Source organism: Pseudohaliea sp., from assembly GCF_040217025.1.
Classification (GTDB): domain Bacteria; phylum Pseudomonadota; class Gammaproteobacteria; order Pseudomonadales; family Halieaceae; genus Pseudohaliea.
The window spans coordinates 358570-371180 of record NZ_JAVJOA010000004.1 but is presented as its reverse complement, the minus strand read 5'-3'; the positions used below and the strand labels follow the sequence as shown (position 1 = coordinate 371180).

At 67.2% G+C, this 12611-nt stretch carries 8 protein-coding genes; 6 read left to right on the top strand and 2 right to left on the bottom strand.

Translation table 11 applies throughout. The annotated features are described in order from the left end of the window. Positions 1-8: 8 nt before the first annotated feature. Complete coding sequence (locus tag RKE50_RS02660) at positions 9-449, bottom strand: VOC family protein (RefSeq protein ID WP_350034184.1); 441 nt, start codon at positions 447-449, stop codon at positions 9-11. 114 nt (positions 450-563) lie between these two features. Between RKE50_RS02660 and rdgC the strand changes: the two genes are divergently transcribed. Genes rdgC through selD form a run of 3 tightly spaced genes read left to right on the top strand, consistent with a single transcriptional unit; the run spans position 564 to position 4779 of the window. Beyond that, positions 564-1469, top strand: coding sequence for a recombination-associated protein RdgC (gene rdgC / locus RKE50_RS02655; RefSeq protein WP_350034182.1), 906 nt, complete (start codon positions 564-566; stop codon positions 1467-1469). Positions 1470-1475: 6 nt separating this feature from the next. Next, positions 1476-2585 (top strand): tRNA 2-selenouridine(34) synthase MnmH, encoded by a 1110-nt coding sequence (gene mnmH, locus RKE50_RS02650; protein WP_350034181.1) that lies wholly within the window; start codon positions 1476-1478, stop codon positions 2583-2585. Positions 2586-2613: 28 nt separating this feature from the next. Further along, positions 2614-4779, top strand: coding sequence for a selenide, water dikinase SelD (selD, locus tag RKE50_RS02645; RefSeq protein WP_350034179.1), 2166 nt, complete (start codon positions 2614-2616; stop codon positions 4777-4779). On the opposite strand, the gene RKE50_RS02640 is transcribed toward selD, so the two are convergent. Next, a complete protein-coding gene (locus RKE50_RS02640; protein ID WP_350034177.1) occupies positions 4763-7537 on the bottom strand; it encodes a LuxR C-terminal-related transcriptional regulator in 2775 nt (924 codons plus the stop codon). The two genes, selD and RKE50_RS02640, sit on opposite strands and share 17 nt — an antisense overlap. Positions 7538-7721: 184 nt before the next feature. Here RKE50_RS02640 and RKE50_RS02635 point away from each other — a divergent pair, with 184 nt between their 5' ends. Genes RKE50_RS02635 through RKE50_RS02625 form a run of 3 tightly spaced genes read left to right on the top strand, consistent with a single transcriptional unit; the run spans position 7722 to position 12608 of the window. Beyond that, positions 7722-9305, top strand: a complete 1584-nt coding sequence (locus RKE50_RS02635) for a hydantoinase/oxoprolinase N-terminal domain-containing protein (RefSeq protein ID WP_350034175.1) — start codon at positions 7722-7724, stop codon at positions 9303-9305. 2 nt (positions 9306-9307) lie between these two features. Further along, positions 9308-10408 (top strand): S-methyl thiohydantoin desulfurase family protein, encoded by a 1101-nt coding sequence (locus RKE50_RS02630; protein WP_350034173.1) that lies wholly within the window; start codon positions 9308-9310, stop codon positions 10406-10408. Between the two features lie 40 nt (positions 10409-10448). After that, complete coding sequence (locus tag RKE50_RS02625) at positions 10449-12608, top strand: TonB-dependent receptor (protein WP_350034171.1); 2160 nt, start codon at positions 10449-10451, stop codon at positions 12606-12608. Positions 12609-12611: the final 3 nt, after the last annotated feature.

Sequence of the window (12611 nt, the reverse complement as noted above, 5' to 3'; positions counted from 1 at the left end):
CCGCGGCGCTACCAGGTACCGCTGTTCTCCATGGAGGCCCAGGGCTCCTTCGGCTCCAGCGCCCCGCCGGCCTGCAGCAGCTCGATGGATATACCGTCCGGCGAGCGCACGAACGCCATGTGACCGTCCCGCGGCGGGCGGTTGATGGTCACCCCCGCCGACTGCAGTGACTCGCAGAGCGCGTAGATGTCCTCTACCCGGTAGGCGAGGTGACCGAAGTTGCGCCCGCCCGAGTATGCTTCCGGGTCCCAGTTCCAGGTGAGCTCCAGCAGCGGGCTCTGCCCGGCCTTCGCCGCATCCACGTCCCCGGGCGCCGCCAGGTAAACCAGCGTGAAGCGCCCCTGCTCGCTCTCCATGCGATGCACTTCCGCCAGGCCCAGCTTGTTGCAGTAAAAGTCCAGGCTCTCGTCGAGTTCGCTGACCCGGACCATGGTGTGCAGGTATTTCACGGCGGTGCTCCCGTTACGCAGGCTTGATGCTGCATGGTAGGAAGCTGCCGGCGGGGGGGCAAGCGGGGGCGGCCCTCGGGTACAATGCCGCGCTTTGCCGGAGAAGTACCGCCCATGTGGTTTCGCAACCTGCGCGCCTACCGCCTGACCCAGCCCTTCAACCTGACCGCCGAGCAGCTCGAGGAGCAGCTGGCCGGCAAGACCTTCCGCGCCTGCGCCCCCAGCCAGCCGCTGTCCCTGGGCTGGTCGTCGCCGCTCGGGGTCGAGGACGGGCCGCTCGCGCACGCCGCCGGCGGCCGGCTCCTGCTGCGCCTGCGGCGGGAGGAGCGGCTGCTGCCTGCCACCGTCGTCCGCGAGGCCCTGGTCGAGCGCGTGGCTGCCATCGAGGAAAAGGAAGGCCGCAAGGTTTACCGCAAGGAGCGCCTGGGCCTGAAGGACGAGATCATCCAGGACTGCCTGCCCCGGGCGTTCACCCGCAACACGTTCCTGTACGCCTTCATCGATCCGGCCGGTGGCTGGATCTACGTCGATGCGGCGAGCGCGACGCGGGCCGAGGAACTGCTCAACCTGCTGCGCGACAGCATCGGCACCTTCCCGGTGCTGCTGCCCGACGTGCAACACTCGCCGCAGGCGTGCATGACCCGGTGGCTGCTCGACCGCGACCTGCCGGCGGGCTTCGACGCGGCGGGGGAATGCGAGCTGCGCGAACCGGGCGAGGACGGCGGCGTGGTGCGCTGCCGCGGCCTCGACCTGTTCAGCGAGGAAGTGGACAGCCACCTGCACGCGGGAAGGCAGGTGTCCCGGCTCGCCCTGCGCCACGACGAGCGCGTGGCCTTCGTGCTCGGCGACGACCTGTGCCTGCGGCGGCTGAAGTTTGCCGAGGCGCTGCTCAAGGAGAACGAGGATCTGCCGCCGGAGGATGCCCTCGCCCGCCTGGACGCGGACTTCGTCCTCATGGCCGAGGCGGTCGTCGAGCTCTTCGAGGCGGTGCTCGCCGCCTTTGGCGGGCTCGCGGAGTAGTGACCCTTGAGCGCCCGCGCGGACACTGACGACTACCGGGCCCTGTTCCTGGCGGACGTGCCGCTGCTGGATACCCGGGCGCCGGCGGAGTTCGAGCGCGGCGCCTTTCCCACCGCCCGCAACCTGCCGCTCATGACCGACGACGAGCGGGCGGCCGTCGGTACCTGCTACAAGCAGCGCGGCCAGGCGGCGGCGATCGCCCTCGGCCACGAACTGGTCGCGGGGGCGGTGCGGGAGCAGCGCCTCGCGGCGTGGGCGGCTTTCGCCCGCGCGCACCCGGACGGCTATCTCTATTGCTTCCGCGGCGGGCTGCGCTCGGAGATCGTGCAGCGCTGGCTGGCCGACGCGGGCATCGCCTACCCGCGGGTGACCGGGGGCTACAAGGCGCTGCGGCGCTTCCTCATCGACAGCCTGGCAACGAGTGTCGCCGGCCTGGACATCGTGATGGTCTCGGGCCGCACCGGCAGCGGCAAGACCCGTCTCCTGCCCCGGCTGCCGCGCAGCGTCGACCTCGAGGGGCTGGCCCGGCACCGCGGCTCCACCTTCGGCCGGCTCCTCGAGCCGCAGCCGACGCAGATCGATTTCGAGAACGCGCTGTCCGTCGCGCTGCTGCGCCACGCGCAGGGCGACCGGCGGACCGTTTATGTCGAGGACGAGGGCCGCAACATCGGCCGCCTCTACCTGCCGCCGGACCTGCGCGAGCGCATGGCCGTTGCGCCGCGTATCGAGCTGGACCATCCCCTCGCCGACCGGGTGGAGGTCGTGCTCGAAGACTACGTGATCGACCTCGGCGAGCGCTTCCGCGCCGCGGTTGGTGATGACGGTCCGGCGCGGCATCGTGACCGTCTCCAGGGCGACCTCGCCCGCGCCCGCAAGCGCCTGGGCGGGGAGCGCTACCGGGCCGTCAGCGCATTGATGGACGAGGCCTTTGCGGCCCAGGCGCGGGGCGAGGGGCTGGATGGGCACCGGGCGTGGATCGCCCGCCTGCTGCACGAGTACTACGATCCCATGTACGACTACCAGGCCGCGCAGCGCGACGGCCCGGTGCTCGCCCGGGGGCGGCGCGATGAGCTCGCGGCCTGGGCGGAGGCCCGGGACGTTGAGGCCGTTGAATAGCGAACAGTGAGAGAAGAGGAATGACAGCGTGCTGACGGCGACGGAAATCACCCGTGACCTGGTGCTCGTGGGCGGCGGCCACGCCCATGCGCTGGTGCTGCGCATGCTGGCCATGGACCCGGTGCCCGGTGCGCGCCTGACCCTGGTCTCACCGGCCAGCCACACGCCCTACTCCGGTATGCTCCCGGGGCTCGTCGCCGGGCATTACCGCTTCGAGGACACGCACATCGACCTGGCGCGCCTCTGCCAGTGGGGCGGAGTGCGCTTCCTGCGGGACACGGTCACGGGCCTCGACCCTGCGCGGCGGGAACTTTATTTCGCGGAGCGTCCACCGCTGGGCTACGACCTCCTCAGCCTGGATGTCGGCTCTCAGCCCACCCTGGACGTCGTGCCCGGCGCCCGCGAGCACGCCGTGCCGGTGAAGCCCGTGGCGGGGTTCTGGCAGCGCTGGCAGGCCGGGCTCGCGACCCACGAGGGCCAGCGCATCGCGATCGTCGGTGGCGGCGCGGGCGGGCTTGAGCTGGCGCTGGCCATGGCCCATGCCCTGGGGGGCAGCGCTGCGTCCCTGGTGCTCTACTGCGGCGGTGAACTGCTTCCCGGCTATCACCGCTCGGCCCGGGCCGCGGCGCGGGATGCCATCGGCCGCCTGGGCGTCACGCTCGAAGAGGGCGCGCGGGTGGCAGAGGTCCATGGCGGCGAACTCAGCCTCGAGGATGGCCGCCGCGAGCCTTTCGACAGCCTCTACTGGTGCACGGCGGCGTCCGCCGCACCGTGGGTAAAGGCCAGCGGGCTCGCCGTGGATGAGCGCGGGTTCCTCGCGGTGGACGACACGCTGCGCAGCCTCGACGACGGGCGGGTCTTCGGCGCCGGTGACATCGCCACCCAGGTTGAGCACCCGCGGCCGAAGGCGGGCGTTTACGCCGTGCGCCAGGGGCCGGCGCTGGCGCACAACCTGCGCGCCAGCCTGGCCGGCGGCAAGCTGCGCGAGCACCGGCCGCAGCAGCGTTTCCTCTCGCTCCTGTCCCTGGGCGAGCAGCGCGCGACGGCGGACCGCGGCCCCTTCAGCGCCACCGGGGCCTGGGTCTGGCGCTGGAAGGACCACATCGACCGGTCGTTCATGCGCCGCTTCAGCGACCTGCCGCGGATGAAGGCCGCGGCCGCGGGTGCCACCCCGGCCCAGGCCCCCTGCGGCGGCTGCGGCGCCAAGGTCGGCGGCGACCCGCTCGCGGAGGCGCTCGCCGCCCTGCGCGAGGACTTCCCGGCGCACTGCCTCCCGGGCGGTGCCGCCGCGGAAGACGCCGCGGCGCTGCCCGCCGCGAGCGGCACCCTGCTGCAGAGCCTGGATACGCTGCGCGGCCTCGTCGAGGACCCCTGGGTCATGGGCCGGATTGCCGCCCAGCACGCCCTCAACGACCTGTACGCGAGCGGCGCCCGGCCGCGGGCGGCCCTCGCCACCATCACCCTGCCCTTCGCGGCGCCCAGCGTACAGGCGCGGGACCTCCGCCAGGTGCTCGCCGGCGCGCTGACGGCCTTTGCGGAGGCTGACTGCGTGCTCCTCGGCGGCCACAGCCTGCAGGGGCCGGAGTGGCAACTGGGGTTTGCCGTGACCGGCGAGGCGGCGGCCGGAGCACCGCTGCGCAAGCGCGGCGCACGGGCGGGCGATGTGCTCCTGCTCACCCGCCCCCTGGGGGTCGGGGTGCTGTTCGCGGCGCACATGCAGCTCGCCGCCGACGGGCGCGATATCGATCGGGCCCTGGCCCTCATGGGCACGAGCCAGGCGGCGGCGCTGGAGGCCGCCCTTGCCGGCGGTGCCCATGCGGCTACGGATGTCACCGGTTTCGGTCTCGCCGGCCATCTCTGCGAAATGCTCGGCGACGAACTCGGCGCAACGCTCGACCTCGCCGCGCTGCCGGTGCTGCCCGGCGCCGAAGCCGCGATCGCGGCCGGGCTGCGCAGCACGGCGGCCCCGGCCAACCTCGCTGCCTGGGGCGCCCGGGTCCTGGGCACGGGCGACCCGGTGCGGCAGCAGCTCCTGTTCGACCCGCAGACCGCGGGCGGCCTGCTGCTGGCGCTACCGCCGGCGGGGGTGCCGGAGGCGCGGCGCGTGCTCGAGGCAGCAAACCTTGGGGCGGCGGTGATCGGGGAGTGTGGGGCGACGGAGCCGGGGTCGATCCGCCTCAGGGATCAGCGTTGATTCCCGGGTGCTGCGAGCGGTCAGTGGCGACGCAGGAACCTTCGCCGGCTTCAAGCTCCGGCTCCAGGAGCTTCCGGCTGTATGCCTGGCTTACCGCTTCCGCCCGGTTATGCACGCGTAGTTTCAGAAAGATGTTCTTCAGGTGGAAGCGCACCGTATTCTCCGAGATCGACAGCGCGCGAGCTACCTGCTTGTTGGAGCCTCCCGAAGCGACTTCCTGCAGGATGGCCTTCTCGCGGCTGCTCAGCTCGCAGAGACCGGCGAGCCCATCCGGCGCCTCCTGCCGGCGGAGGCGCGAGAGCTTATCGAGAAACTCTGCCTGCTCGTTGCCGGTCGACACAGCTGCTGTGGCTTCCAGGAGCTCGTCGAGCTCCGGGCCGGCGTCAAGCATGGCGCGGATGAAGCCACTTTGCCGGGCGGCGCCCGTGGCTTCCCCGAGGCGCTCCATGGCCGCTGCCTTCTGCCCTAGTGACCAGCGCGCGAGGCTTTCGAGCAGGGTATAGCGGATAAGTGACCGGGTATGCCCCAGGCGGCGCGCCTCTACAACCTGCCCGGAAACTGCCTCGATAGCGGCCTCTGCCTGCCCTTCAGCCAGGAGCAGCTTGCCCAGGGCCAGGGCGGCCGCGGCCGTCTCGCGCCAGGCCGCGCCATGTTCCGCGTCCGGGGCGTAGCTGGAGAGTGTGAAGCGCGCGCGCTGTACAAGCATGCGGGCCCGCCGCGCCTGGCCTGCCAGGACTAACAGCTCGATGCGCTGGCAGAGCAGCAGGTTGCGAAGATGGGTGAGTTGCTGGCGCTCCGCGTAACGCTCGGCACGATCGAGTATCCTGAGTGCCGCGGCAATACCGCTGGTTCGCAGCTCGATGTTGCTCGCGGTGCAGTAGCCTGCCGCGTAAATCTCGAACCAGGCTTCCCGGGCCTCAAGTTCGCGCGGCAGGGCGCGCAGGACAGCTTCCGAATAGTCTTCCCGGCCCAGCTCATCCAGCAGCTCTATGAGCATGGTGTGGCCGACAAGGCGCAGCCCCTTGTCCTCCCGGAAGTGACGTTTCGCCAGGTCCAGACCGTGACGGTAATTGGCTTCAGCGGCTGCGCTGTCACCGGCAGCGAAGCTTATGTCCCCGGTGTGGAAGTAAATGTAGGTTTCGCCGTAGAGAGAACCCATCTCCCTGAACGCGCGGATGGCCTCTTCCGCGAAGCGCCGTGCGCTGGGGAAGTTTCCGCTCTGCGTGTTCATGACGCAGAGCGAGGTGCAGTGGAAGGCATAGCGGTCGTAGTCAAAGCTGCGCAAGCGGCTGGTGGACTCGAGCACATGGCGATAACTCGAGTCGCGCACGCGCTTGCCCGCGTAGATCGCGTGATAGGCATCAACGAGTGCAAGTTCCTCCTGCAGCAGCTCGTCGGCACCGGTCCCGGCGAGGGCCTCGGCACGGCGGCAGTTCATGCCGGCCTCGAAGACCCGTCCCTCCTTGATATCGATAATGCACTGCAGCAGGAGTAAACGGGCATTGCTGTTGATCAACGGTTTTCCGAGGAGCTGCATTGCGCTGCGAATCCGGGTAATGCCCTCCCGCAGCCAGAGGGAGATGCCACCGAGATCAAGAATCAGCTCTGCCGCCAGGAGAGGGTTGTCTCCTTCCAGGGCGTGGCGTACCGCGCCGATGAGATCGCCTCGATCCGCTCGCCAGCGTGCTGCACGCGCCTGCAGCGCTTGGTGGTTCGAAGCACGGGTAGCACGAAGGCGTTGCCGGAGATGCTCGCGAAGGAGCGGGTGAAGGACAAAAGCATCATCTGCTCCGTCCAGCGGGCGTACCAGCGCATGAAGCGCGCGCAACTCATTGAAGCATTGCCTTGCGTCATCGGTGTCACGAAGGTGGTCGGCTTCGGCAAAGCCGACCTGGTTCATGATCGAGACATCTTCCAGGAAGACTCGAAGATGGTCGGGCAGCGCCTCGACCACCTGGCGCGACAGGAAGTCGCCCATGGCGTGCCTTTCCGTGGCCAGCGCCTGCAACTGGCGAACCGTGTCCCGGTCGTGCTCGAGCGCGCTGCGCAGGAGCTGCACCGCGACGACCCAGCCGGCTGTCCGGTTTACGGCCTCGGATAATTCGGCGTCGGTCAGGGCGTCGCCGATCAGTCCTCGCGTTTCCTCCGGTGTGAACTGCAGTGCCCTGGCGTCGAGGGTCCCGGCACCGCCTGCTACCTGGAGTCGGGACAGGTCCAGGGCGCTTGCGTCTCTCGTGGCCATGAAGATGTGCAGGTTGCCCGGGGCGGTCGCGAGCAGCGGGTGAATCACCGCGGAAAGCACAGGCGGAGCCAGGTGCTCCAGTTCATCGAGCACCAGTACCGTGTCTAGCGAAAGCTCCTCGATGGCATTGATGATGCGGTTGATGAGCTGCCTCGGGCTTTCTGTCTGTCCGACTGCATGCTGCACCAGCGACGCCGGCAGTGCGCCACCCTCGAAGAGCGCCAGGGCGAGGTAGGCCTCCAGCTGCCAGTCGCTGTTGTCATCGGCGTCGAGGGTCAGCCAGCAGCGCTTGCAGCTATCCCGCTCCAGCGTCTCCAACCAGGTTGCGAGCAGAGTGCTCTTGCCGTAGCCCGCAGGCGCGGACAGCAGCGTGGCCTGCCGTTCCATGCCTTCGTTCAGCCTCGCTTCGAGGGCGGGGCGGCGGACGATATGCAGGCGCTGCTGTGGCGGCCGCACCTTGGCGCGGGACAGCCACGGTGGCAGTGCGTCGGTCTCGTGCCCGCGAGCGTCATTCATGCCCTGAGTGTATCAGCGAAAACGGAAGAGCTCTGTGCTGCGGCCTACCCGAACGGGTAGGCCTGATCCATGCACCCGAAAGTCCTGCCTACACGAGAAACCCCGCGAACCACCCCACGGTGTGTTTGTCGCCAGGGTGGGCGGCCGCTAGCTTCTTGTCTGGTCATCAGCCCGGAGTATCCGGATGCGCATCGGAATCGACGTCGGTGGAACGAATACTGACGCTGTGCTCATGGAGGGACGGTCGGTCGTCGCGAGCTGCAAGGCGCCTACTACCGAGGACGTCAGTTCCGGCATCGAGGACGCGCTTGCCAGGGTGCTGGCAGGTGCCGGAGTGCGGTCGGAAGCGATCGAAGCTGTCATGATCGGTACAACGCAGTTGACCAACGCCTTCGTCGCCCGGCAGTCGCTGCTTCCCGTCGGCATCATCCGCGCGGCGCTGCCCGCGGCACGAGGGGTGCCACCACTGGTGGACTGGCCTGAAGAGCTTCGCCGGCTCGTCGGCGGTGACGTGCATCAGGTTCGGGGCGGCGTGCAGTACGATGGCCGGCTCAACGCGCCGCTGGATGAGGATGCCGTCCGCCGGGCGGCGGGTGCCTTTGCCCGGCAGGGTCTTGAAACTGTCGCCATTTCCTCGCTGTTCTCGCCCATCGACAGCAGCCTTGAGGAACGTGTCGCAGAGATCGTCCGCGAGGAAATGGACAAGGCGGTGACGATCACCCTGTCGCACTCGATAGGGCGTATCGGCCTCCTTGAGCGTGAGAACGCGGCGATCATGAATGCCTCCCTCGCCAGCCTGTCGCGCAAGGTGGTCAGTTCCTTCCGGCGGGCTCTGGTGACGCTCGGCCTGAAGGCCCCTTTCTTTATCAGCCAGAATGACGGCACGCTCATGAGTGCCGAGTTCGTCGAAGCGTACCCGGTCCTCACCTTCGCTTCCGGCCCAACCAACAGCATGCGCGGAGCAGCCAGCCTGGCGGGCCTCGACAATGCCATGGTGGCGGACATCGGCGGTACGACGACGGATTTCGGCTGGCTCGAAAAGGGATTTCCCCGGGAGTCTTCCGTTGCCGTCGATATCGGGGGTGTGCGCACCAACTTCCGCATGCCCGATGTGTACGCGATGGGTCTCGGCGGAGGCTCCCTGGTGGAGGCCGGGGCACCGCAACCGCAGGTCGGCCCGCGCTCGGTCGGCTACCGTCTCCTGTCCGAAGCTCGCGTGTTCGGTGGTGAAACGCTGACCGCCACCGACCTCGCGGTTGCCGCAGGCTATGTGACTATCGGCGACCCGGAGCGCGTCGCTGACCTGGACCCGGAATTGGTTTCCCGCGCCATCGACCGGATTCACGAGATGGTCGCCGAGGGCGTGGACCGCATGAAGACCAGCGCCGAGCCGGTGCCGCTCATCCTGGTTGGTGGAGGCGCTGTGCTGCTCAACCGCCCGATAGCCGGGACGTCCGATGTCATCGTTCCGGAACACGCGAGCGTGGCGAACGCGATCGGTGCGTCTATTGCGCAGGTGGGCGGAGAAACGGACCGCGTCTTCAGCTACGACGAGACCAGCCGCGATCAGGCACTGGCCGATGCGGTGGCCGAAGCAGAGGCTCGGGCGCTACAGGCGGGTGCCGCTCCCGGAACGTTGAAGACCATTGACCTGGAGGAACTGCCCCTCGCCTACGTGCCGGGGAACGCTGTCCGGGTGAAGGTCAAGGTGGCTGGCGAACTGGCCCTGGCCGCGACGAGCGGTTCGCGCATTGGAGGCGCCGCCTGAACGTGAAAATCGAAATCGAAGATTTGCCTTACATTGCGACGGGCGCGGCGTTCCTGGGCACCGGTGGCGGTGGTGACCCCTATATCGGCAGACTGCTCGCCCGGGCCGCGATCGAGTCGCATGCCGCGCCGGAACTGCTGCCGGTCGAGGAGCTTGCCGACGACGCCAATGTATACACGATAGCCATGCTCGGCGCACCCACGGTGCTTGTCGAGAAGGCGGCCTGCGGTGACGACATCGACCTGGCGCTGGCGAAGCTCGAGGCTTACACCGGGCGGCGCGCTGACGCGATTATCCCCATCGAAGTCGGCGGCGTGAACTCACTGGTACCTGTCATGGCCGCAGCGCGCAGCGGGCTGCCCCTGGTCGATGCCGACGGCATGGGGCGCGCTTTCCCTGAAATCCAGATGGTCACCTACAACATTCATGGTGTGTCGTGCACACCGCTGGTTGTGACCGACGAGCACCTGAATTCACTCCTGGTTGAAACGGGCAACGCCAAGCGGGCGGAAGATCTCGTCCGGGTGTGCGCCGTAGAGATGGGCTGCAGCGTCATGATCTCGAGCTATCCCATGACCGGGCGGCAGGTGAAGGACGCCGCCGTTCGCGGGACGCTCTCCCTGGCTCTTGAGCTTGGACGGGCAATCCATGAGGGCAGGCGGAAGGATGATCCTGTAGCGGCGCTCCTCGCAGCCCTCGAGAGCTCAATGCACTACGCGCATGCCCGGGTGCTTTTCGAAGGCAAGATCACGAACCTTGAGCGTGAAAATCGCGGCGGCTTCGCCGTTGGGCTTTGTGACCTGGCCGCGTTGCAGGGAACCGGTGGTGCGCAGCTGGTTTTTCAGAACGAACACCTGATGTTGAGCAACAGCGCCGGACAACCGCTCGCTATGGTTCCCGACCTGATCTGCGTCGTGGACGGCGAAACGGCGGAGCCGGTGCCCGTCGAGGCGATGAAGTACGGGCAGCGCGTCAAGGTGATCGGTGTCAGTGCGCCGCCGATCCTACGCTCGGAACAAGCGCTTGCGGTCTGGGGGCCACGCGCCTTCGGGCTGCAGCGCGATTTCGAGCCCCTCGAAGAACTCACGGGGCTCGCAGAGTAATGACAACGCGGCCGAAGCCGCAGCATTGAGGGGAAAGCTTATGATGGCCTTGAAGAGAAAAGCGATCGTCCCAGCCATCGGTATGGCGCTAGCGGGGATTAACCATGCACCGGCGCAGGCCCAGGAGAGCGGCGGCAGGCTGCAGCTCGAGGAGGTCATCGTCACGGCGCAGAAGCGCGAGCAGAGCTTCAACGATGTCGGTATCGCCGTTACGGCGCTTTCGGGTGACGAAATCGAAGCCCTGCGACTGTTTCAGCCGGTCGATATCGCCGCCCAGACACCGAATCTTCGCATCAACAACATCATTGCCAACACCATACCGAACATCACTATCCGCGGGATCGGGTTGAATGACTACGCGACCAACAATAATCCGGCGGCGGGGGTCTACGTCGACGAGGTTTATCTCGTGTCGCCGGCCATGCTCAGCTTCCAGCTGCACGACCTGGAGCGCGTTGAGGTTCTGAAGGGTCCCCAGGGAACGCTTTACGGTCGCAATACCACTGCCGGCGCAGTGAATTTCATTGCTCGCAAGCCCACCGAGGAGTTCGAGGCGGGGCTTTCTCTCGATTACGGCCGGTTCGAGCATGCTGCGGCGCGCGGCTACATCAGCGGGCCCCTCGGCGAGACGCTTTCCGGCCGGCTTTCGGTACAGACGGTGCAGCAGGGAGAGGGACACCAGACCAATCGGCTGACGGGCGACGACGTTGGCGAGATTGATGCCACGGCCTGGCGCGGTCTGCTCCAATGGCAACCCACCGAGGGACTGGATGTGCTGCTCAATGTTCACGGAGGGAAGGACGAATCGGACGTTTGGCTGATCAAGATAGATAATCCTTTTTCCGACGAGGACGACGGCGATTCCGATGTCTTCCGTTCCGGCGCTTCTGTGGCTACGCGCCAGGATATCGAATCGGAGGGCGCGGCTCTCACGGTGAACTGGGACCTGTCAGAGCAGCTCACGCTGACTTCGATCAGTGCTTATGAGGACCTTGATCGCTTCCATGTTGAAGATCGCGATGCCACTTCCCTCGAGCAGCTTGATGGGTACTTCATCAACAGCGTCGAGCAGTGGTCCCAGGAACTGCGCCTGAGCTGGGTTTCCGAGAACAGTGTGGTCATCGCGGGAGCGTATTACGGCAGCGACGAGGTCAAGACGCGGGATCGCTTCGACTCCGCAGATCTTCTGCCGTTGCTGGGGCTGGTGGGCTTCGAGTCGCTGGGCAACGAGTACCGCCAGGAAACCGACTCTGCCGCGGTGTTCCTCCATGCCGAGCATACCTTCGCGGATCGCTGGCGCCTCACCGGCGGTCTTCGTTACACCGATGAGCAGAAGGATTTCAGCGATGCCTTCACCTACCTGATCGCCGATGGTGTAGAGGCACAGCTATTCCCTGCGGTAGCCAACGACTACGATGTCACCGACCTCTCGGGCAAGGTGGCAGTCGACTATCTCGGCTTTGAGAATGCGCTGCTCTATGCCAGTGTTTCGAACGGCTTCAAGGCTGGCGGCTTCCAGGGGCAGCTCACTTTCAACCCGGCAGACCTCCAGGCCTTCGACGAGGAGGATGTCTGGGCCTATGAGGTCGGCGCGAAGCTCACCCTTGCCGGCGGTGCGCTGCAGCTGAATACGGCAGCCTTCTTCTACGACTACACCGACATGCAGTTCTACGGGGGCATCTTCGACTCCCCGGTCGGGACGCTGTTCGGTATCGACAATGTCGGAGACTCCGAGATCTACGGTGCTGAGGCGGAGCTTTTCTGGCGTCCTGCTGCGGGACTTGATGTCCGGCTGGGTGCCGGCTACCTGGATACCGAGATCACCAAGTCGGTGGTCGGGGGCGTGGCAGAGGGCAGCGAGCTGCCCAACTCGCCGGAGTGGAACTTCAACGGCGTCTTTCGCTACCGGTGGGATATTGGCTCTACCCTTACAGCCGATGCACAGCTCGATTTCAGCTACCAGGACGGCGTGACCTTCGATATCGTTCGCCAGCCGCCCGAGGCAAGGGAGGACGCTTACTGGCTGTACAACGCCAGGGTAGGTATCGGCGCGGCCTCCGGCGGCTGGATGGCCTACCTGTGGGGCAAGAACCTGGCGGACGAGGAATACCGCACACAGGTCCTGTTCTCGAGTGTCGGCTTCGGTGAGAGTTGGGGCATGCCGCGAACCTACGGCGTCAGTCTCGAGCTCGCCTGGTAGGGG

Excerpts from the sequence above, each read along its gene's own strand:
- rdgC (WP_350034182.1), top strand. The coding sequence starts at position 564 with ATGTGGTTTCGCAACCTGCGCGCCTACCGCCTGACCCAGCCCTTCAAC.
- RKE50_RS02640 (WP_350034177.1), bottom strand. The coding sequence starts at position 7,537 with ATGAATGACGCTCGCGGGCACGAGACCGACGCACTGCCACCGTGGCTG.
- RKE50_RS02635 (WP_350034175.1), top strand. The coding sequence starts at position 7,722 with ATGCGCATCGGAATCGACGTCGGTGGAACGAATACTGACGCTGTGCTC.
- RKE50_RS02625 (WP_350034171.1), top strand. The coding sequence starts at position 10,449 with ATGATGGCCTTGAAGAGAAAAGCGATCGTCCCAGCCATCGGTATGGCG.